The sequence below is a fragment of the Calothrix anomala FACHB-343 genome (assembly GCF_014696435.1).
Taxonomy (GTDB): Bacteria; Cyanobacteriota; Cyanobacteriia; order Cyanobacteriales; family Nostocaceae; genus Aulosira; species Aulosira anomala_A.
In genome coordinates this window covers 59680-83403 of the sequence record NZ_JACJQG010000004.1, presented here as the reverse complement: position 1 = coordinate 83403, position 23724 = coordinate 59680, and the positions used below count along the sequence as shown (strand labels likewise).

7 protein-coding genes are annotated in these 23724 nt (G+C 39.3%); all 7 read right to left on the bottom strand.

Going from position 1 to position 23724, the window contains the following annotated elements:
* Positions 1-72: 72 nt before the first annotated feature.
* Positions 73-2088 (bottom strand): patatin-like phospholipase family protein, encoded by a 2016-nt coding sequence (locus H6G08_RS03015; protein ID WP_190538813.1) that lies wholly within the window; start codon positions 2086-2088, stop codon positions 73-75.
* A 103-nt stretch (positions 2089-2191) separates the two neighbouring features.
* Entirely contained in the window at positions 2192-3169 is a 978-nt protein-coding gene (locus tag H6G08_RS03010) for an MvdD family ATP-grasp ribosomal peptide maturase (RefSeq protein ID WP_190538812.1), read from the bottom strand.
* Positions 3170-3221: 52 nt separating this feature from the next.
* Positions 3222-4226 (bottom strand): MvdC family ATP-grasp ribosomal peptide maturase, encoded by a 1005-nt coding sequence (locus H6G08_RS03005; RefSeq protein WP_190538811.1) that lies wholly within the window; start codon positions 4224-4226, stop codon positions 3222-3224.
* 228 nt (positions 4227-4454) lie between these two features.
* The gene (locus H6G08_RS03000; RefSeq protein WP_167721284.1) at positions 4455-4598 is read right to left on the bottom strand and encodes a microviridin/marinostatin family tricyclic proteinase inhibitor; all 144 of its coding nucleotides are present in this window, start codon (positions 4596-4598) and stop codon (positions 4455-4457) included.
* A gap of 271 nt (positions 4599-4869) precedes the next feature.
* A complete protein-coding gene (locus H6G08_RS02995; RefSeq protein ID WP_190538810.1) occupies positions 4870-6891 on the bottom strand; it encodes an ABC transporter ATP-binding protein/permease in 2022 nt (673 codons plus the stop codon).
* A gap of 86 nt (positions 6892-6977) precedes the next feature.
* Positions 6978-19133: a non-ribosomal peptide synthetase gene (locus tag H6G08_RS02990; protein ID WP_190538809.1), complete on the bottom strand. Its 12156-nt coding sequence runs from the start codon at positions 19131-19133 to the stop codon at positions 6978-6980.
* A 357-nt stretch (positions 19134-19490) separates the two neighbouring features.
* The gene (locus H6G08_RS02985) at positions 19491-23723 is read right to left on the bottom strand and encodes a type I polyketide synthase (RefSeq protein ID WP_190538808.1); all 4233 of its coding nucleotides are present in this window, start codon (positions 23721-23723) and stop codon (positions 19491-19493) included.
* Between the last annotated feature and the right edge of the window lies 1 nt (position 23724).

Here is a 23724-nt window from a genome sequence, read left to right as displayed (position 1 = left end):
AACTAATTTCTTTTTTAAAGAAACTAACAATCTTACTTCTTGTACCTAGTACAAGATATAAGAAATCTGAATTTAACCCAGTAAAAGACTACATAATTCATCGATTTGTTGACTTTTTTCAGCAATCATTCGGTGGGCTATAGCTTGTAGCTGACGAGTATTTTGTAGCTTGATATTATCTATCTTTTCTAGTTCTCCATCTAAGAAGGTTTGAAAGCGATAATAAAAACTTTTAGATTCTTCATCGCTAGATTTAAACAACCTTTCTAATTCTCCAGCTACCACTTCACTGCTACCATCAAATACGATGTTTAAAAGTGGTCGCCCCCATTGTAATAGTCCCCAATTTTTGACTTCTTTATAAGGATAGGCACTCGTCAGCGAACCTGTACCTAAAGAAACTATTAAAATATCTTCTGTATTGAGAACTTTTTTAGTTTTGGCTTTACTAGTGATTTGTGCTTCTAAAATCGCTAAATGTGCTGGATTATTAGCAAACACTCCCCCATCAATTAAAGTATAAACGATGCCACTATTTTCGGAATTGACAATTTGATGGGGAGAAAAATAAGTTGGGGTAGCACTAGTTGCTAATGCCGCATCTAGGAGCGAAACGTCTGCACATAACTGGCGAAAACTTTTTGATTTTATCTCTTGCTTTTCTAGGTTGTTTGTTAACAATACTGGAACTCGCTGCCCAATATCGTAACTTGTCACAAAAACTTCTTTGAGATTATTTTCTAGAGAGGCGCTACCAAAATATTTGCGAAAAATTTCTTGTTTGCTGTCAGAAGGATATTTTGGCTGGAGAAATATATCCTCTATGGGGCCAATTAGTCTTTCAAAAAATGGCTCATAAAATATTTCTACCCCATACTCAAGAAAAAGTTGTAAGAGATCCTCAGCCTTGTATTCAGCTATTGGCAGCTTATCAGATTCTTGTGAATTTAATTGTGGTTTAGTTAACCCCAATGCTAAAATTCCGCCGCTAGAAGTACCAGCAATTAAATCAAATAAACTAAATATAGGCTTTTGTGTCCGTCTTTCAATTTCTGCTAAGAGGAATGCAGGAATAATACTCCGAATACCACCGCCATCAATTGACAGTATTTTATATTTGGGCTGGGCTTCTGTATTCATAGTAGTTACTGGCGATTCCTGGATATTGACGGTATCTGCGATTTGCGCTGGCGGAATTTCTTTTGGTTTATCTTCGTCGTTTTTTACTAAAGATACTGTTGCTGCTAATAAATTGGTTGTGAGTTCTTCAACTTGTGTTACAAGAGGTATCTGGTTTGGGATATTATCTGATTCTTCACTATTTATTTGTGCTTGTTCGTCCTCAGTTTCTAACTGAATTACTGTCTCTATAAAACTTTCAGATTGATTGGTAGCAAATGGAATTTGTGCTAAATCCCAAGTAGGATTACCACGAAAATTCCCCTTGAAGGAATTTCCGGTTTGGTTTTCGACACTTGTTCCTTGTCCATCATCTAATTTCCAATAAGCAACTAATCCTTCTTCATCACCTGCTATCAATCCACAGCGATGATTATGTATTTGCTCCTGAGTACAGGGATAATTCCAGACGCTAATGTTAGCTAATTGCCCTTTAAAATAGACTTGTTTATGTACAGTTGCGCCGAGAGTAACAGAACTTGTGGCTTTGTTTAAAGATGAACCTCTCAGAGAATCTTTGTATTCATTATTATCAAGATATACTGTGATTTGACCGCTATTAAAAACAATAGCAAAAAAGTGCCATTCTCCTATAACTAATTCTCCATTACCAAAAGTTTTAATACCTTTGCTCACCGTTTCATCGATGAATACATCTAGGCTTCCTGTTTCACTAATACCGAATTCAAAATTATCGCTATATCGCTCTGAAGAACGTGCGAAAAATACATTACGTGTTCCGTAACTAGTGGCTTTATTTGTTAGCTCATGTGGATTTATCCATCCTGAAACTGTAAATGCTGAACTTCCTTCAGCGAAAACGCCACCGATATCATTCCTGCCAAAATCTATATAATCATCTATGCCATCAAATGTTAGAACTGCTTGTGTATGTATTTGGTTGGTCACAAAATTTTTAACTCCAAATAAAATACTTATTGGTTTATAATCTTTAATTTAAAAATCAGTTGTTAAATATATAGATATAGCAATAAAATTTTATTTTTATATTCTAATTTTTCCGAGTTAACAATACTTCGGCGATTGCCTGGGAAATAGGATAGTGTGGGGCATATATCTCCAGCCAGAAAAATTCCCCGACTGGGTTAACCTCAAGGAATATGTGCCGGCCATCGGGAGTAACAATAATATCTATTGCTCCATAGTTTAAGCCAAACTCAGCCATGAGCTTGAGTAGCTTTTTCTCAATATCTTCGGGTAATTTGTAAGGTTGCCAATTTTTAGCTAAAGCTCTCCCTTCTTTACGCCAATCATAAGTTGCTCTTTCCCAGTTTTGAGAATCTACTGCGGCTGTAAATATGTGGTGTCCGATAATAGTTGTCCGCAACTCTAATGCTTTTGGCACGTTTTCTTGAAACGTCATCGGACAAAAACGCAACCCTTCCATATTTTCCAAATCTGTAGCTGTAATTGGAGTGGTAAACACTACATTTTCTCGTCCTTGCTCATCATAAATAGCAAAGGAAGAAAGCATTTTGGTGATTATACCTTGCTGACAATCTTGAGCAAATTTTTTGACTGCTACGGGATTGTTGGAAGTGAGAGTACGTGGAGTTAAAAGTCCAACTTCTTTGGCAACTTTCAATTGTAGTTGCTTATTATTAGCGCGATCCACATTTGACATTCGATCCAAATGGAATCCTTGGAGGCTAGCAATCATTCCTCTGACAGTGACGCGACATTCTTTAATTGAAGCATCTCTGTATTGCTTATCCATTGAATTAGGGATTTTTTGCCCGTAGCGCATCCGACGATACCAAACTGAGGACACCTCACTCAAATCGAGCTGTTGTTCTCCATCAGTAATAATTACTCGTTCTAAATCTTCAGAGTAAATATCTAGTTGGACTTCGGTGGGATATCTATCTGTATCAAAGCGAAAGGCTTTTTCTCCTCTAGCTTCAATTTCTTTGACTACTAGAGGAATACTTTCGTTATCTTGGCTAAAAGTCACTATTAAGACAGTCATAAACAGGATGAAGTATTTAATTAAGGGTTTGCATATTTGCGGAATGATTTTATTAGTCTTGTGAGATGGGTATTTTGTCTGTTTGCAGTAGAGTATTTGCGATCGCACTCGAAATTGGCAAATATAAATCTTTCTCTAGCATTCCCCATTCGCCTACGGGGTTGACTTCTAAAAAGACATATTCACCTGATGGTGTCAGGATGAAATCTAATGAGCCAAAGGAAAGCCCAAACTTACCCATAAAGGCTTGCAGACGACGAACGACTTCATCAGGAAGCTGGTGATGTTGCCATGCGCCAACCTCAACACCGGGTTTGCGCCAATCAACTTTAGCCTCTGCATACATATCTGCATTGAGCGCTCCTACAAATACATTGCCATTCACATACACCACTCTTAATTCCTGCTGCTTGGGAATTTGTTCTTGAAATACCATTGGGCAATAGCGCAGTGAGTCAGCATCTTGTAAGTCTTCTTCTTTAACAGTGCTGGTGTAAAGAAAGAATGACGTAGGTTCCATACTGTGGGAAAGAGTGGTTAAAAGTTTGCTCACCATTTTGCCGTTGACTTGCACAAAAAACTCTCGTGCTGCTTGGGCTTTATTGGTGATCAGAGTTTGAGGAATAACAAAACCTACCTCAGATGCAATCCGCAGTTGACGTAGTTTATTACTTGCATAATTTATTCGTTGTAAATCATCTATCCAGCGAGCTTCTTTGAGGCTATCCCAAAAACTATCTAAAGTAGCTTTTGATTCTCTTATGCAAGCTTCTCGGAACTTGGGTACTAATTCTTTACTTAGTTCTGGTTCCCAAATGCGACGCATCCACACAGCTTGCACCTGCTCTGTGCTGATTGACTGGTTATTATATTCTATGGTGTGGTAATTTTTATACTTGTCAAAATGTGCTGTTAATTGCACTTGGAGAGGAAACTTATCAGTATCTAAACGGAAAGGTTGTACTCCTTTTTTTGACAAGGCTTCTGCCACTCTATCTATTGTGAAGAAGTCAGCACTGTGGGTAATTAGTAAAACAACATCGCGAGACAGGTGCATAACATATTTGATTAATTTTTGAAAAAGTAAATGTTAAGAAATAATCGGCAATTGTTGTGAAAAAATTGTGATTTGTAGAAGCAGAAGTCAGAGATGGGAGAAAAGCGATCGCCTTCATGTTATGGATTTAGATAATATGGAAGCGATCGTGTTTTCAAGAGTAGTTACCAGAAGTAGCATTTACTTTATATTTACTACTTCTTAAAGTTCCAAATTTGAAGACTAAAATTATTGGTCTTCCAAATCTGAAGGATACTTGAAAGTCCAGGGAACAGAAGGAGTTTCTGTTCCTTCAGCAGTTTGTACTTCCAAGAAACGCGCAAAAAATGGTACCACTCCAACATCCACTGTTGTAGTTTTGTTTGTAGACATGGTGCTTTTTATAAAGTGGTTTTGGCCATTAAAAGATATATCAATAATTAAATGTGTTTGCAAGGACAGTTAAGACAGTTAAGAAGTAATCAGTCTCAGAAAGTTAAGCAAGTTAAGTTGATATTGAAGGAAAAATATTTATTAGTTATCTTGTATTTATAAGTTATTTTAAACAACAATTTCCCGACTTTTGTCAAAAGTCGGGTATGTAAATAAACAAATTTTTTACTAATTTCAATAGAAAGCTATTTTTTCGGAAGCAATGATGCAGCTAAATTCTCAGCCATTTCAACACACTTGGGTTTTTGTTATAACGGTAGGTTAAGCCGTCTTTAGTAGTGACAGAATCTCCTTTACTAGCCTTACTTCTGATAGTGCTAATGGAATAGTTAGTTAATTCACTGATTTCCTTATGCGAAAGTCCTTCATTTGTAGTTTGTTGAATCGATATCTCTGGTTTATTTCGGTATTCACTATTAGGTAAAGTGTCTGTGGTAATGCTAATATTTTCCGCAGAATTAGCAGTAATTGATTTTTGCTGGCGATAATCTTGCACAGCCATAAGTTGCCAACTGGAATCTTGTGCAAGTTCTAAAACCCATTGATGATAATCGAATAAACTTTCTCGATGTCCCACACTAATGAAAGTTGCTTTCGTCTGTTTTAAATGTTGATATAGATTTCCTTCATTATTTAAATCTAAAGCACTTGTAGCTTCATCTAATATCGTGAACCGAGGATTAGCGACTAAAAGCCGTGCAAAAGCTAGGCGTTGTTGTTCTCCTAAAGATAATATATTTTCCCAAGGGACTTCTGTATCAAAACCATCAACTCGACTGAGCAAATTTTGTAAATTAACTTGTTGTAAAACTGCTTTGAGTTGTGCATCGGTCATGTGATGATTGGTATGAGGATAAAGCAACTGTTCGCGTAAAGTGCCTAGAATTATATAAGGACGTTGAGGTAAGAATAAAACTTCTTCTAAGGGAGGACGCACCAGACGACCGGTTCCTGCATTCCACAAACCTGCGATCGCTCTCAATAAGGAACTTTTACCCCTACCACTAGGCCCGACAATTAATAATCCTTCACCTGGCTGAACAGTTAATGATAAGTTCTCGACGATTACCTGCTCATAGTTAGGTGTTTGTAAGGTGACATTCTCAAATGTGAGATGGCTATCTTCTATTGTTTTAATAGTACTGACATTTTCGGGTTGTTTGTTGACTTGTTCTAAGGCATTTGCAAACTCAGATAAACGCTCAACGTAACTAGAAAATTTTCCCGAAATTCCAAATTCATTGATTAATTCTCCCACCGCATTAGCAAACAGACTGCAAGCTAAAGCGGCTTGGCTAATTTCGCCAAATTCCATTTCACCTTTAATGTCTAAAGGCCCGAATACAATAAACGGAAATATGAGAATTGCCGATTGATATCCTCTGTTAAAAATATCTTTATTTCTCTCCCAATTAATTTTACTTTTTGCATGAGAGATTAAATTAATAAACCTGCGTTGAATTATCTTTAATTCTTGATTTTCTCCCTGAAAGAAAGCTATGGATTCAGCATGATCGCGAACATGGGTCAGTGCATAACTGTAATCAGCTTTCGATTCCAGTTCTTCTTGATTAATTTTATTTAATTCTTGCGTTAAGTAAATAGCAATTAAATTACCAATGATTGTATAAGTAACTAAAATAATTGCAACTTGCTGAGAGATTGACCACAGAATAGTTAAAAAAGCTATCATTTCTAGAACTTTTTCTAAGAAAGTAGCTGAAAAACTGAGCGCACTGCTAGCAATGGGTTCAATTTCTTGAGATAGACGTTGATCCGGATTATCAATCTCTGATTTAAAGTTGATTTTATAATATGCTCGGCTGTTGAAATATTTTGATAAAATCTGATTATTTAACCATTGATACCAATCAAGAGCAATTTGTTTTCTGACAAATTTAGAAAACCCTACTAAAAGAGTGACGACTACGAGGGTTATTCCATAAAGCCATAAAGTATTAAAGAATTGGGAAATATCTTTATATTTAATGATGGTATCGAGTAAATAACGATTAATGAAGCTATTAAAAACAGTTATCCCTACAAGTGAGATTATTAAAAAAATCGACAGAAAGAGCATTCCCCAGGCACGAATTACGTCTGAAAATGCTCTTTCACCTGGCTTGGTTGGATACCAGTAAGGCCCGGCGATCGCCTTGATATCTTCCCAAAATTGAGTAAAAGCGGAATAAGTATTTTTTAATGATTTGTTTTGAGCTACTTGTGTTGCCATATTCTAGAAATAAACTGACATTTTGCAGAATAAGTAATAAATACTGAGTGGATTTTTTCACCCAGTATTTAAAAGTATTTTTGCCTTTAGATATTTGCTTGTGCTTGCTTTATGCAAACTTTCAAGCATTCAGCTAAAGCTTGGACATGGGGTGGATTCATCATCGTAATATGATTACCTGGAACAAAATGGAGATTTATGGGTTTAGTAGAAAACTTGCTCCAACCCCAGGTTGCATCTTGCAAAATCTGAGAATGTAATTCACTATCAGGTTGTTCAACCGCAGTTTCAATAGCACGTAATAGGGCAATTTGGGTAGGATAAAATCGTTGTGGCACATAGTTGACTAGAGAATTAGCTTTGAGAATTTGCACCATGTTATTTAGCTGTATAATTTCCGCATCAGGAGGTAGAATATCAACTATTTTTAAACGCTGTAGAACATATTTCAGTTGTTCCTCCCAAACTAAAGATGGCATAATTTCGTCAGAAATATCCAAGTTTTTTGCAAAAACTAATTCTGTTGCACGAGCAAATTCTAATAACCATTTAGCATTATCCCAGTCATGACCTACTAGTTTTTCCTGCTCAAAGGGTGCTTTACTATCAAGAATGGCAACTAAAGCGACTTCATAACCTTTTTCAATTAACTGCTGCGCCATTTCAAAAGCTACTTTACCGCCAAAAGAATGTCCTGCTAAGAAATATGGCCCCTGCGGTTGCACAATTAAGAGTTCTTGAATGTAATTGGCGGCTATATCTTCAACTTGCGCGATCGCTTCTAATTCTCCAGCAAGATTATTTGCTTGAAAGCTGTAAAATGGCTGCTCTTGTCCGAGACAACGCGCCAAGTTGGACAAGTAGAAAGGCGTTCCACCAGCACCGGGTAAGCAAAACAAAGGAGGTTGAGAACCATGAGGTTGAATTGCGACTAAACAAGAGGAATTTGTACTATCTGAATCTTGCTGTAAAATTGTCGCTTGCTGTTCAATAGTTGGGTTTTGGAAGAGGGTAGCTATGGAAATCTCTTTACCAATCTGTTGCTTAATTCTTGTGCTTAAATAAGGAGCTAACAGAGAATGTCCGCCAAGGTCAAAAAAGTTATCTTTTACTCCTACTTCCTCAACTTTTAAAATCTGTGACCAAATTTGCGTTAGTTGCAGTTCTAATTGGTTACGAGGTGCAACAAATCTCTCTGAATTACTGTTTTGAAAAGGTGCGGGTAAAGCTTTGCGGTCTATCTTACCGTTAGAGGTGAGGGGTAAAGATTGTAGAGTTACAAAAGCACTGGGAACCATGTATTCTGGTAGCTTTGCTTTTAAGTATTGGCGTAGTTCTGTAGCGGTGGGAGATTGTTCTTTAGTTACTATGTAAGCAACTAAACGTTTATCCCCCGGCTCATCCTCGCGCACCAATACCACGCTTTCCCAAATATCAGGATGAGTTGCTAATAACGCCTCAATTTCTCCTAACTCAATACGGAAACCACGAATTTTAACTTGATGGTCTATGCGTCCTAAATACTCTAACTCGCCATTGGGTAAATAACGCGCTAAATCTCCTGTTTTATAAAGTCTTGAGTTGTGGTTAAAGGGATTAAAAATAAATTTTTGTGCTGTCAGATCGGAACGATTTAAATAACCTCTTGTCACTCCAGCACCACCAACGTACATTTCACCCGGAACGCCTATCGGTACTGGTTGTTGATATTCATCTAGTACGTAAACCTGTAAATCGGGTATGGGACGACCGATAACGCTGGCTGTGGAGTTTAAATCAGCTTTACTCAAGGGACGATAGGTAACATGTACGGTGGTTTCTGTAATTCCGTACATATTGACTAATTGAGGTAATTGATCGCCATGTCTTTCAAACCAAGGTTGTAAACTCTGAATTTCTAATGCTTCTCCGCCAAATATTACTAGGCGTAAGTTTAATTTGCCGCTGGTTATTCCTGACTGTTCTGTTTGAATTAATTGACGGAATGCTGAGGGTGTCTGATTGAGAATGGTAACTTTTTCTTGACACAATAACTCATAAAAAGATTCTGGAGAACGAGTAATTAAATAAGGAACTATTACCAATCTTCCACCATATAATAATGCTCCCCAAATTTCCCACACAGAGAAATCAAAGGCGTAGGAATGGAACATTGTCCACACATCATTTTGATGGAAGTGATACCAAGCTTCTGTAGTGCTAAATAGTCTAACTACGTTGGCATGGTTGACTAATGTACCTTTGGGTTTACCTGTTGAACCTGATGTGTAAATAACGTAGGCTAGATTTTCTGTTGTGCAGTTGGTAATTGGGTTGTTATTAGTTTGATAAGAAATATTTTCCCAGTCTTTATCTAAAGAAACTACTTTGGCTTGATGTTCTGGTAAGGTGTTGAGTAGTTTTTCTTGTGTTAATAAAACTGGTATTTGTGAATCATTTAGCATATATGCTAAACGGTCAGCAGGATAGTCTGGATCTAATGGCACATAAGCACCACCAGCTTTGAGAATTCCCAATATTCCTATTAACATTTCTAGCGAGCGTTCTACACACAAACCCACTAGTGTATCTTCGCCTACACCCAAGGTTTTGAGGTGATGTGCTAATTGATTAGCGCGAATATTTAATTCTTGGTACGTCAGTTTTTGCTGTTCATAAACCACTGCTACAGCATCGGGTGTGCGTTGAACTTGCTCCTCAAATAATTGATGAATGCACTTGTTAGAGGGATAATTCGCCTGAGTGTTGTTCCATTGAGTTAATAACTGTTGTTGCTCAGGTTTTGTTAGCAATGGTAATTGGAAAATTATTTCTTCTGGATTGCTGACAATTCCTGCTAGCAAAGTTTGGAAATGTCCCAACATCCGGGTAATTGTTGCATCATCAAATCGGTTATTGTCATAACTAATTTTTACCAGGAATTGCTCGCGAGGGATAGCAACTACAGTCAAAGGATAATTAGTTTGTTCAACAGCGTGAATATTATCTATAGAGAAACCGTGATTTTCTGATTGCGTCGCAGATGCAGCATCAACAGGATAATTCTCGAAGACAACTATACTCTCAAATAAAGACCTTCCTCTAGGAACTTCACTCCAGCCTTGAATCTCTACCAATGAGCTATAGGAAAATTGCTCAGATTCTACTTGCTGCGCCTGTAAATCTTTCAACAAATCCAGTACTTGAGTTTCTGAAGAAAATTGTACTCGCACTGGCAACGTATTAATAAATAATCCCACCATTGACTCTACACCAGTCAGCGCCGGTGGACGACCGGAAACGGTAGCACCAAAAACTACATCTGTTTCTCGACTGTAGCGACACAGTAACATTGCCCAAGTAGCTTGCACCAGATTATTCATTGTCAACTGATGCTGTCTGGTAAAATTCTGTATGGCGGCTGTTGCTTGTGCTGTTAGTTGAATTTGCTGTTCGCTGTAGCTAGATTTTTGTTGCTTGCGGTTTGATAATGGTTTATCTACAGTCAAAGGTGTGGGTGCGGTAAAACCTTTAAGTTTTTCTCGCCAAAATTCTTCAGCTAAAGTTAAGTCTTGTTGCTGTAGCCAAGCAATGTAGTGGCGGTAGCTTCTAGTTGATTGCTCAGGTAAACTTTCACCCTGAGAAATTGCTTGATAAAACTGTAACAAATCTTGGAAAACTAAAGGTAATGACCAGCCATCGAGCAATATATGATGAGAATTCCAAATAAATTGATATTTATCAGTTCCCAACTGAATCAAATTCAGGCGCATTAAAGGTGCTTGAGATAATGACAAGCCTTGTTGTTGCTGTGACTGCAAGAAATTTTCTAATTGCTGTTGCTGCTGTTGTGTAGATAACTCTTGCCAATCATGAATTTCTACACTAACTTTTACCTGGCGATACACTACTTGCAGTGGCTGTTGCTCATTCTCCCACACAAAAGCAGTTCGGAAAATTGAATGTTTTGCTACTACTTGCTGCCAAGCTTTTTCAAAGGCGATTACATCTAAATTTCCTGATAAAGAGCAATTTAACTGTTCAAAATATACTCCTGAATCTGGAGCATATAAACTTTCAAACAGCATACCCTGTTGCATTGGAGAAAGCGGATAAATATCCTCAATATTTCGCCAGCTAGATTGTAAGCTGCCTAAAAGTCTGTCTAATTCTTGTTGATTGAGCTTAATTAACGGAAAATCTGAAGGCGTATAGCCACCATTTTCTGATGCTACACAATGAGCAATTAGCTGCTGTAATGTGTTGATGAATTCTTGTGCTAAATTCTCAATTGTCTGGTGATAATGGACATTTTTGCTATAAGTCCAATTTATTTGCAGCCGTTCTTCAATAATAATGCTGTTGATGTCCAGAAGATGAGCGCGATCGCTTTGCAAACTTTGGTTGTATCCCGCAGACTCACTAGCTGGTTGTATCCAAGCGGATGTATTCAGGAGTTGATCGAATTGTCCTAAATAATTGAAGCTGATTTGCGCTGGTGGTAACGCCTGTAATTGAGCAGAAATTTCTGCATCTTGGCTCAAATAAAGCAATAAACCATAGCCAATTCCTTTATTGGGTATAGCCCGCAGTTGTTCCTTCACAGATTTTAAAGCATCTGCGAGATTTCCTGTTACTCCCAGTTCCAAAAGTACAGGGAAAATGGTTGTAAACCATCCGACAGTACGCGATAAATCTACACCATCAATAATATCTTCCCGCCCATGACCTTCTAAATTGAACAGTACAGAGTTAAAATTCGTCCATCTGCTCAAAACTAACGCTAAAGCTGTTAATAGCACATCGTTAATCTGAGTATTGTAAGCTTTCGGCACATCTTGGAGTAAAGCGCGAGTTTCTTCCTCAGTTAACGAGACTAAGACTGTATCAGCAGATGCAACTGTGTTCGCTCCTTGTGTAAAATCAGCTGGTATCGAAGGAACTGCGGCGCGAGATTCGTTCAGCCAATAAGCTACCTCAGATTTGAGAGTTTCTGACTGTGCATATTGAGTTAATTTGTTAGACCAATCTTTGAAAGAAGTGGTTTTAGCAGGAAGCGTAACTGCTTTACCTTGAGCAAGTTGCTGGTAAGCTGTTTGCAAATCCTCTAATAAAATCCGCCAAGAAACACCATCAACTACTAAGTGGTGGATAGCTATGAGTAATCGCGCTCTTTTGTCAATACCTAAATTGAAAAAGCCAACTTGCACTAGATTTTCTGACAGATGCAAACTCGCCTGTAAGGAATTGGCTTGAGCTTCCATAGCTGCTTGTTGCTCGCTTTCAGAAAGCGTAGATAAGTCTACTTTCGAGAAAGCAATATTATGAGGTTGGGAGTGAATTTGTTGCCAAGTCGAGTCAGACGGTGTAAATCGTAAGCGCAACGCATCGTGATGTCCGAGTAATTGCTGTAATGCTTGCTTTAATAACTCTGGCTGGGTGTCAGAGGGAACGGAGAGCAAAAACGTTTGATTAAAGTGATGGGGATTTGAGAAATTTTGCTCAAAAAACCAGTGTTGAATTGGTGTTAGCGGTAATGTTCCTGTAACTAAACCTTGTTCTGCCGCGATCGCTTTAATTGTACCTGCGACTGCTGCCAATTGTGCGATCGTTTGATTACCAAACAGTTGCTTGAGGGTTAATTGCAATCCCGCTTGCTTGGCTTTCGCCAGAATTTGGATACTGAGAATAGAGTCTCCACCGAGTTCAAAGAAGTTATCATGAATACCGACTTGCGCGACTCTCAGAACTTCTGCCCAAATCTGCGCTAATGTTTCCTCAATTTGGTTGCGTGGAGCAACAAAACTGATTTCCAATCCCTCACGGGTGTCTGGTGCTGGTAAAGCGCGGCGATCAACCTTAGCATTGGGAGTCAAAGGTAAAGATTCTAGCAACACAAAAGCATGAGGAATCATGTATTGTGGCAATTGACTAGAGAGGAGCGATCGCAACTGAATAATTGTTGGTGGATGCTGTGGATTTCCTACCACGTAAGCAACCAAGCGTTTCTCACCTGGGTTATCTTCACGAGCAATAACACAAGCAGCTTGTACATCCTCATGTTGATTGAGTAATTCTTCAATTTCTCCCAACTCAATGCGGAAACCCCGAATTTTGACCTGATTATCGATGCGTCCCAGGTATTCAATTGTGCCATCTGGTAAATAACGCGCTAAATCCCCCGTTTTATATAATTTGCTCCCTCCTGCTTGCGCAAACGGATTAGGGATGAATTTTTCTTGTGTCAACTCTGGACGATTAAGATAACCTCGCGCCAACCCAGCACCGCCAATGTGCAATTCACCAGGTACGCCAATTGGTACGGGTTGCAGATATTCATCTAAAATATAAACCTGCGCGTTGGCGATCGCGCGACCAATAGGTACAACTTGTCTCTCACTACCACGCTGACAAGTCCAGTAAGTTGAGTCAATACAAGCTTCTGTCGGCCCGTAGAGATTGTATAAATTCACATCCAGCTTGCTTAACAAACCCTCTTGCAAAGCAACTGGTAAAACTTCACCACCACAAAATACTTGCTTGAGAGAATCACAACTTTCAATTCCGCCCTGTTCTAAGAGGATTCGTAATAAAGATGGGACAAATTGAACAGTGGTAACTTGCTGTTGAGCAATTACATTTAATAGATAAGCAGCATCAGCATGACCGCCAGGTTGAGCTAATAGCAACTGTCCGCCAACTAACAAGGGGGCGTAAAATTCCCAAACAGAAGCATCAAAGCTAAAGGGAGTTTTTTGTAAAACCTTGTCTGTTTCACTTAGCGGGAAAGTTTCTTGCATCCATAACATATGGTTGCAAAGGTTGCGGTGAGTAAGCATCACCCCTTTAGGCTGACCTGTAGAACCAGAAGTATAAATTACATAAGCCAAGTTATTAGCTTGAGAATGGGCATGGGGCATTGGGCATGGGGCATGGAAAGACGGATTTTCATGCTCGGTTGTGGGATTTTCCCGTAATTGACTAGCTTGTACATCGGTGATGGCATTTTCCTGGCTATACTCAGCGATTAAGTGCCAGTCAGTATCTAAACATACAAGTTTTGCTTGATGCTTAGGTAAAGTCTCGCTCAGATGCTGCTGAGTCAACAACACAGAAACTTGAGCATCTTGAAGCATAAAGCTCAAACGCTCTTGAGGATAATCTGGGTCAAGTGGTAGGTATGCTCCACCTGCTTTGAGAATGCTCAAAAGCCCTATGACCATTTCTAATGAGCGTTCTACACAAATACCCACCAGCGTATCTGGTTTTACGCCCAATGAGCGTAAGTAGTCAGCCAACTGATTAGCGCGACAATTCAATTGATGGTAAGTCAGTTTTTGATTTTCAAACACCACAGCCACAGCATCGGGTGTGCGCTCAACTTGCGCCTCAAACAACTGATGGATGCAATTATCTAATGGATAATCTGCTTGGGTATTGTTCCATTCAACTAATAATTGATGTTGCTCAGTTTGTGTCAGCAGTGGTAATTGTGCAATCTTCTGTTCTGGATTAGCAACAATACTTTCCAATAAGGTGACAAAATGCCCAACCATCCGCTCAATAGTGCTGGCATCAAATAAATCGGTGCTATACTCCCATACACCCACCAGTCCATCAGCAGTATTCTGCATTGATAAACTCAAATCAAATTTCGCTGTTGAACTTTCTGCGGTCAACGGAGTAACAGTCAACCCAGCCAACTCTATTTGAGACATCGGCGCATTCTGAAGTGCAAACATCACTTGGAACAGTGGTGTATAGCTAAGATCCCGTTCTGGTTGCAAAGCATCCACCAGCATTTCAAATGGCAAATTCTGATGAGCATAAGCATCCATTGCCATTTCTCGCACGCGATTTAGCAATTCGCTAAAGCTGGGATTACCTGCTAAATTGCTCCGCATAACTAAGGTATTGACAAAAAAGCCAATTAACCCTTCTATCTCAGAGCGATCGCGGTTTGCAATTGGTGTCCCCACCAAAATATCTGACTGTCCTGTATAGCGATAAAGCAAGGTATCATAGGCTGCCAACAGCGTCATAAACAGAGTACAGCCTTGCTCTTGGCTGAGTTTGACCAATTTATCAGTTAATTCAACTGACAGCGCGAACTGTTGATATGAGCCTGTAAATGTCTGTATCGCAGGTCTTGGTCTATCTGTAGGTAACGCTAATAAAGCGGGTGCATTTGCTAATTGCTGTTCCCAATAAGAGAGTTGACTTTGCAGTACATCCCCTTGCAACCAGTTTCTTTGCCAAATCGCAAAATCTGCGTACTGAATTGAAAGTAGTGCTAATGGTGACTGCTGACCTTGAGAATAAGCGTTGTACAGTGCTGCTAGTTCTTGGATAAATACACCCATTGACCAGCCATCAGAGACAACATGGTGCATACAAACTAACAAAATGTGTTCTGTATCATTCAGCACTACTAATGTGGCTCTAATTAACGCTTCAGTTGCTAGGTCAAATGGTTCAATCGCTTGTTGTTGCGCTAATTGCTGCGTCGCTATTTCTTGTTGGGTTGCAGATAAAGCCTTGAAATCAACTATTGATATTATTCTCTGTTCCCTGTTCCCTGTTCCCTGTTCCCTAATTATTTGTGTTGGCTGTCCATCAACTGTAATGAAATTAGTACGTAAAGCTTCATGGCGATGAATTATTTCAATTAAGCTTTGTTCTAAAGCTGCTTGATTGAGATTCCCTACCAGACGCAAAGCAACAGGAATATTGTATAAAGCACTATTCGGCTCTAATTGGTCTAAAAACCACAAACGCTGTTGAGCAAATGACAGTGGTAACTCTGCATTGTTTGCCCTTGGTAAAATTGGCGGTGCAGAAAGTTCTATTTTTTGTTGCTGTAACTTATCAATTACTTGGGCTAATTCTGCTAATGTTGCAGTAGCAAATAACTCACGCAATGGTAGCTCTACTTTGAAAATGTTGCGGATGCGTGAAACTAATTGCGTTCCTAATAGGGAGTGTCCACCTAATTCAAAAAAGTTATCAGTAATGCTGACTTGAGCTACTTTGAGGACTTGCGACCAAATTTGTACTAATAGTTCCTCGATAGGGTTGCGCGGTGCAATATAGTTGTCTGTGCTGGCGATGTAAGAATCTGGTGCAGGTAAAACACGACGGTTTACTTTACCACTTGGCGTAAGTGGTAGAGAATCCAGAAATACAAAAGCACTGGGTGTCATGTATTCTGGGAGTTTTGCTTTTAAGTATTGTCGTAATTCACTAATTGTAGGTGTAGAGTTTTGATTTGCGATCGCATAAGCAACTAAACGTTTATCGCCAGGTGTATCTTCACGGGGAATCACGCAACAAGCTTGTATATCACTATGTTGGCTAAGTGCAGCTTCGATTTCACCCAACTCAATACGAAACCCACGTATTTTTACTTGATTATCGATGCGTCCTAAGTATTCAATATTTCCATCTGGCAAATAACGAGCTAAATCCCCAGTTTTATATAGACGTTCATAATAAAAAATCTCTCCTCTGCTCCTCTGCTCCTCTGCTCCTCTGCTTCTTTGGAACGGATTCAGAATAAATCTATCCTGCGTCAACTCTGGACGGTTAAGGTAGCCTCTAGCCAAACATAAACCACCGATGTACAACTCTCCTGGTACACCAACGGGTACAGGCTGTAAATATTTATCTAATATATAAATTTCTGTATTAGCAATTGGCTTGCCAATCGGAGGAAGCAACGGCCAAGTTTCTACGGGATTAGTAAGTGTAAAAGTAGTAACTACATGGCTTTCCGATGGGCCATAATGATTGTGCAAAGTGCGATCGCCAAGTTTACTGAACCATTGGGAAATCGCGGGAGTAATCTGCAACTGTTCCCCAGCCGTAATTACTTCTCGGAGATGACTAGCAAATATTTCACTATCAACAGCTACTTCCGCTAGTTGCTGTAAGGCGACAAAGGGAAGAAACAGTCTTTCAACAGCTTGTTCTTGGAGAAAACTTAATAAAGCCACAGCATCACGGCGCAATTCCTCTGTAATTAACAGCAATGTGCCTCCAGAACACCAAGTAGAAAAGATTTCTTGAAAGGAGACATCAAAGCTGATGGGCGCAAATTGCAGTGTTTTTGCTCTATGAGAAATTGTAGTGTTTTGCAGTTGCCACAAAATCAGGTTGCAAAGGGGAAGCTGATTAATCGCCACTCCCTTGGGTTTACCTGTAGAACCAGAGGTATAAATTACATAAGCTAAATTATTTCCTTGCACTCTAGATATGAGATTTTCCTGGCTCAACTGTGAAATTACCTGCCAGTCAGTATCTAAACAAACCAGTTTCCCTTGATGCTGGGGTAGTCTGTCAACAAGTGACTGCTGAGTCAGCAATACAGAAACTTGAGCATCTTCGAGCATAAAACTCAAGCGTTCAGGCGGATATTCTGGGTCAAGTGGTAAGTATGCACCACCCGCTTTGAGAATTCCCAATAGTCCTACGACCATTTCTAAAGAACGTTCGACACATAACCCAACTAAAACATCAGGTTTCACGCCCAATGAACGCAAGTAATGAGCTAACTGATTAGCGCGACAGTTCAATTCATGGTAGGTGAGTTTTTGATTGCCAAACTCTACCGCAACTGCATCAGGTGTACGCTGAACCTGTTCCTCAAATAACTGATGGATACACTTATCTGTGGCATAGTCAGTTTGAGTATTGTTCCACTCAACGAGTAACTTTTGTTTTTCTGGTTCCGTCAGCAGAGGTAATTGGGAAATTTGCTGCTGTGGGTTAGTAATCATCCCTTCCAGCAAGGTTTGCAAATGACCAGCCATCCGCTCGATAGTGGCTGCATCAAACAAATCAGTGTTGTATTGCCAAACAGCCACTAGTCCTTGGCTAGTGTTCTGCATTAATAAAGTTAAATCAAACTTGGCGGTTGTCCGACCTGTAGCTAAGGGACTGACAGTTAAACCAGTTAATTCTGCTGGCGATGTGACCCCATTCTGAAGAACAAACATTACCTGAAACAGTGGTGTATAGCTGAGGTCGCGCTGTGGCTGCAAAACCTTAACCAACTCCTCAAAAGGTAAGTCTGGATGAGCGTAAGCTTCTAGTGTCTGCTGGCGCACTCGATTCAGTAACTTTTTAAAAGTAGGATTATCTGATAAATCGGTGCGTAGGACTAAAGTATTGGCAAAATAACCAATTAACCTTTCAATTTCTATGCGATCGCGGTTGGCAATGGGCGTACCCACTACAATATCATCTGAGCCTGTATAGCGATAAAGTAAGGTTACAAACGCTGTAAACAGGGTCATGTATAAAGTAGCTCCCTGTTGTCTGCTGAAATTAACTAGAGCTTGGCTCAAATCCTGGGGAAGGTGTACATATTTCAGTGCGCCTTGGAAAGTTTGAATCGCAGGTCTAGGTCTGTCTGTGGGTAATTCTAATAAGGTAGGAGCGTTTTGAAGTAGTTGCTGCCAGTAGTTTAGCTGTTTTTGCATAGCCTCTGTTTGCAACCATTTTCGTTGCCAAACCGCAAAATCAGCGTATTGAATTGGTAGCTCAGGTAACTCTGGAGACGAATTATTACAGATAGCTGAGTAAATGGTTGCTAACTCTCGCATTAGCAAGTCCATTGACCAACCATCAATAATAATGTGGTGTATTGTAATTAACAATATATTTTCTGTATCCGTGAGCTTCAGCACAGAAACTCGGATTAAAGGAGAATTAGCGAGGTCAAAGGGTTTGGTAGTTTCTGCGATCGCTAATTGCTGAGTAGCGATCGCTCTTTCACTCGCAGGTAAATTCGTTAAATCTAATACTAATATACTTAAATTTAATTTGTCAGCAATTACCTGAACTGGCTGATCGTTGATGGTGCGGAAGTTGGTACGTAAAGCTTCGTGGCGAGCGATAATTTGGTTGAGGCTTTGCTCTAGTGCAGTAATATTTAACTGACCGTGAAGTTGTAGAGCTATTTGTTCGTTGTAGAAGGGGTTATCTGGTTCTAATTGGTTTAATAACCAGAGTCTTTCTTGAGCAAAAGATAGGGGTAAGTTTTGAGTGCGATCGCATTTAATTAAAGGTGACTGTGTGTGATTACTAATCTCATTATTCTTGTGTAGTAATGAAATAAGTTCTGCTTTATTTTTAGCCAATAAATCACGAGTTTCTGCTGTCAAAACTCCCTTGGGAGCATTAACACGCAACTGCTCACCATCCACCCACAACTTTACACCTTGCTTATTTAGGTCGGCTACCAATTGCTCAATATTCACAGAAACATTACCTCCAACTATTCACCTAACTTCTGACTTACAAAGTCATTCAGTAATTAAAAACTAACCACGAAGACACAAAGAACACGAAGCAAAGAATGTTTTAGAGAGTTATTGCATAAGTCCTAATAATTTCAATAAAGAAAGTAGACTTAAACTGTTCATAAAAATATTTCCTGTGTTCTTTCTTATTTTCTTCTTTGTGTCCTACCCTGCGGGAAGCCGCTAATGCGTCTATGTGAACTTCGCGGTTCGTCATAATAATTTTGTGTTCAAAACTTATCAAATATTGCTGTAAATCATTCATCTTGTGGGGTGGGCATCTTGCCCGCCCCAAATTTTAGGCAATTTCAACCTTTAAATTGCAATTTCTTCTCTCTCAATTGCAATCGAATCAGTATCTAATTTTATTTGCTCCTCCAGCCTCAATGCTATTTCAGCTATTGTGGGAGACTCAAACAAATTTGCCACAGATAATTGGATATCAAAAGCATTCCGCAATCGAGACATCACTTGAACTGCTATTAATGAATCTCCTCCTAATTCAAAGAAATTATCATTCACTCCCACCTGTTTCAGTCCTAATAACTCTTGCCAAATCTCCGCAATTTTATCTTCAATATCATTCCTGGGAGCTATATATGAGTTTGACAAATCAGGTCTGGCGTAGATTGTAGATAACCTGGCTTGCGGCTGTAAAAAACTCTGTGATTTTTGCTCAGTCTCTTTTCTCTCAAAGTTGTTACTAAATGCTGTTTGCACAGAAGCTTGAGCCATAATTATCTGATGGTCGAAAGCTTCACTTTGAGGAAAAGCAGCAACTTCAACAAAACCTTGCGCTTGTAATGCTTCAAACCATTGTTCTTGAGTAATAAAAGGCTGACCTGGGCTGCGTCTTATATCATCTAAAGGTTTTAGCAATAAACCCCAACTCATATCAAAATCGATTTTTGGCTGAGTTACTTCCCAGAGTAAAAGAAAGCCACCAGGAGCTAATAAAGAGCGCACATGATGGAGGGTTTTATCAATGTTTTGAGTTGCGTGTAACACATTAGAAGCTATGACTACATCAAAACTATACTTTTCAAAACCTTGCTCAGTAGGCGACTTATCTATGTCGAGTAATTGGTAGTCAATAAATGGATATTCTTGAAACTTCTGTTGCGCTTGAGTTAAGAAACCGCTACCAATATCTGTAAAAGTATAGCTGGTTTGTTGCGCGGCTAAAACAGGTAATATCGCTTGGGTAGACATACCAGTTCCTCCGCCAATTTCTAGAACTCTTAGGTGAACTGATGGCGGTAATAACTTAACCATTTGTGCCAAACTAGAACGCAAAATAGAGTTGTAATAAGCAACCAAAGGTGATTCTAAATGCGAACCGTTTTGCTTATCTTGATAAACCAACTCATCGAAAAATTCTAATGGTTCTTGTTTACCAACAACAACAGCAGCTAAATTTTCACCACAGCGTTGGACTAAATCTAAATCTATAGGAGTTGTAGCAGCAAATTTTTCTCTAACTGCTGCTAAATGTTCATCAATAAAATTTGGCGAACATGGTACAAATTTAGTAAATAAGCCTTGCTGTTGCTGTATTTGACCTTGCTCTACTAATATTTGTAACCATCTAGAAAACAATTGGTGATAGCGGGGTACAATTTGACATTTTGCTATCAAATCTTCTCCAGAATACTTTTCACTGCTACTACTAAAAGCCTCTAATTGCTGGAAAGCTATATTAATATAGGCTGTACATAAACTATCTAAGCACTGTTTATTTTCTTGATATGTCACCTCATTGAGTTTTACATCTTTAGCATTGGCTTGTTTTTCACCTGCTTTTATCAGCGATGTCCACAATTTTGCTGTTGTTGGTACAGTTTGCAACTGTCCCCAAGCCGTTTTTTGTGGTGGTTCAATCCAATAACGTTGACGTTCAAAGGGATAAGTTGGTAAGGGAATTCGATAATATTCATCTTGACTATAAAATCCCAACCAATCTATCTTTACACCAGCCAGCCAAAGTTGACCTAATGTTGTAAATAATACAGCTACATCCGATTGCTGATCTTGGGGATGGCGTACCGAATTTAAAATTGTATGTGTTGCAGCTTTATCTGGATGTCTTTTAGCTAATGTCGTGAGTGTATGTCCTGGCCCTACTTCTAATAAGACTTGCTCCGGTGTTGCTAATAATTTATCGATACCTTGAGCAAACAGCACTGTAGAACGCAGATGTTGTGCGTAGTAGTCAGGATTTGTGGCTTGACTAACTGTAATCCAAGTACCTGTGAGGTTGGAAATATAAGGAAGTTTTGGGGGATTTAAAGTAACTTTTTTGACTCGCTCTGCAAATACCTCTAATATTGGTTCCATCATCTGAGAATGGAAAGCATGGGAAGTATGCAGACGACGACATTCAACACCTTGAGCAGCTAATTGATGTTGTAGAGCTTCGATTGCTGCTATGGAACCGGAAACTACACAATGTGAAGGTTGATTAATCGCAGCTACAGAAAGCTCTGAGCCTAATAAGGATTTTACCTTTTCTACGGGCAAGGGAACAGAAAGCATTGCGCCAGTGGGAAGCTGCTGCATCATCTGTCCGCGTGCTGCTACTAGAGATAAAGCATCTTCTAAGGAAAAAACGCCGGCGAGGGTTGCTGCTACATATTCGCCAATACTGTGACCGATCGCAGCTTGTGGTTCCACTCCCCAAGACTGCCATAATTTAGCTAGGGCATATTCAATGACAAAAATAGCAGGTTGCGCGATCGCAGTTTGTTGAAGTTGCTGTGATGCTTCAGTAATTTTGTCATCACTAGGGTAAAGAATATGGCGTAAATCTAACCCTAGTAGGGGTTTGAGAATTTCTGCACAATCATCAACTTGTTCTTGAAATACTATCTCTGTTTGATAAATTTCCCGCGCCATATTGACGTATTGAGAACCTTGACTGGGAAACATAAAGACCACAGACCGTTCTGTAATCTCTGTATAGTTAGTAACAACTTGTTTTGTCTCTAAATTGCTCAGAGATTGAACAGCATCTTCTAAATTTTGGCAAATCAACATCCGCCGATGATTAAAACCTCGACGACCGCTATTAAGCGTATAAGCTACATCACCTAAATTAACCTCTGGATGCGCTTTTAAATAAGTAACTAAATTATTTGTCGCCTTCTCCAACGCACTCGCAGTCTTCGCTGACAAACACAATAGTAAATATTTACTTTTGACTTTTGACTTTTGACTTTTGACTTGTTTGGCTTCTTCCAAAATTACATGAGCATTAGTCCCCCCCATCCCAAAAGAACTAACCCCAGCACGGCGAGGAGTATTATCTGTTGTCCATTCAGTTAGGGTTGTATTGACATAAAAAGGACTGTTAGCAAAATCAATTTTGGGATTGGGTGTCTCAAAATGCAAACTCGGAGGGAGCATTTTATGTTGCAGTGCTAACACCGTTTTAATCAAACCTGTCACACCTGCGGCTGTATCTAAATGTCCCAAGTTGGTTTTTACCGAACCAATAGCGCAGAAGCCTTTTTTATCAGTATTTTGCCGAAAAGCTTGAGTTAAAGCGGCAATTTCGATGGGGTCTCCTAAAGGTGTAGCTGTACCATGCGCTTCGATGTAGGTAATTGTTTCGGCTTCTACATCAGCTACAGCTTGTGCTTCACCAATAACTGCGGCTTGACCGCTAACACTAGGCGCAGTGTAACCCACCTTCATTGCACCATCGTTATTAATAGCCGAGCCTTTAATGATGGCATAAATTTGGTCGCGATCGCTTATTGCATCCTGTAATCTTTTCAATACCACAATCGCCGCACCGCTACCGCCAATAGTTCCTTGTGCTTTAGCATCAAACGCACGGCAATGTCCATCAGGAGAAAGTATCATTTCCTCTTGATATAAATAGCCTTTGTTTTGCGGAATGCTCAGAGAAACTCCCCCAGCTAAAGCCATGTCACATTCACCATTTAAAAGGCTTTGACAAGCTAAGTGAACAGCAACTAAAGAAGTAGAACAAGCTGTTTGTACATTTATTGCTGGGCCAGTTAAGTTAAGTTTATAAGCAACTCTTGTGGGTAAAAAATCTTTATCGTTGGCAATTCCTAATTGTAGAGGGTCAAAGGTTTCTGATAATTGATGATGAGGATAAAGGTTATTCAGTAAATACCGATTCATTCCCACACCACCATAAACCCCAATTAACCCGTTGTAGGTTTGCGGGTCATAGCCAGCCTTTTCTATAGCTTCCCAAGCTAATTCTAAAAATAAGCGTTGTTGTGGGTCAATTAACTCAGCTTCTTTCGCACTATACCCAAAGAAATTAGCATCAAATAATTCAATATCTTCTAGAGCCGCACTAGCTTTTACATAATGAGGATTATTTACTAAATCTGGTGCAACACCAGCATTAATTAATTCCTCATCTGTCAACCAAGAGATAGACTCTACACCATCACAAAGATTCTGCCAAAATTGAGCAATATCCTTTGCTCCTGGAAATCTCCCAGCAATAGAGATAATTGCAATTTCCGAATTATTAAATTCATTATTATTTAAATTTAAGCTCATT

Excerpts from the sequence above, each read along its gene's own strand:
- H6G08_RS03010 (WP_190538812.1), bottom strand. The coding sequence starts at position 3,169 with ATGACTGTCTTAATAGTGACTTTTAGCCAAGATAACGAAAGTATTCCT.
- H6G08_RS03005 (WP_190538811.1), bottom strand. The coding sequence starts at position 4,226 with ATGCACCTGTCTCGCGATGTTGTTTTACTAATTACCCACAGTGCTGAC.
- H6G08_RS03000 (WP_167721284.1), bottom strand. The coding sequence starts at position 4,598 with ATGTCTACAAACAAAACTACAACAGTGGATGTTGGAGTGGTACCATTT.
- H6G08_RS02995 (WP_190538810.1), bottom strand. The coding sequence starts at position 6,891 with ATGGCAACACAAGTAGCTCAAAACAAATCATTAAAAAATACTTATTCC.
- H6G08_RS02985 (WP_190538808.1), bottom strand. The coding sequence starts at position 23,723 with ATGAGCTTAAATTTAAATAATAATGAATTTAATAATTCGGAAATTGCA.